At 54.2% G+C, this 459-nt stretch carries 1 protein-coding gene; it reads right to left on the bottom strand.

Annotated features, from left to right (window positions below; all coding sequences use genetic code 11):
- Positions 1-248: 248 nt before the first annotated feature.
- On the bottom strand, positions 249-459 hold a 211-nt coding region (locus tag EW028_RS25720; protein WP_227745022.1), incomplete at its 5' end, for a hypothetical protein.

Consider the following 459-nt stretch of genomic DNA (forward strand, 5'->3'; position numbering starts at 1 on the left):
ATTGATGCTCATGAGATGGGTTTACCTGCAAAAATAGTCGGCAGCCAAATCGGCCGGCCTTTTTCTATCTGCCCGGTCAGCCCCCCGAGACCAACCATGAAACAGGCCGTCTCTCTGTCAAGGCCAAGCCGCTACGCGGTGCTATCGCAGCCCTGACAGAGAGACACCCAGCTTCAAAGCGGCAAGTATCGGGGGGATGCCCTCAAGTGGGGTTCATACGAGTGAAAGTTGTTGCACAGCAAGACATTTCACTTACGAATCGATATTATCGGAGGCCGCACATCCGCTGCAGGCAATCGATAATGCAAGTGGTCACGAAGGTTTTCCCAGGTCGCGCCCGCTTCCACGAGTCCAAGGATCTCTCCGAAAACGTAAGGCGCACAGTTCCGAATCATCATCCAGGACCGAGCAGGAATGATCGCAACCATGACCGGGGCAGATTCTTCCTGTTCGACAATC

This window comes from Lysinibacillus sp. OL1, assembly GCF_004332175.1.
GTDB lineage: Bacteria > Bacillota > Bacilli > Bacillales_A > Planococcaceae > Lysinibacillus > Lysinibacillus capsici.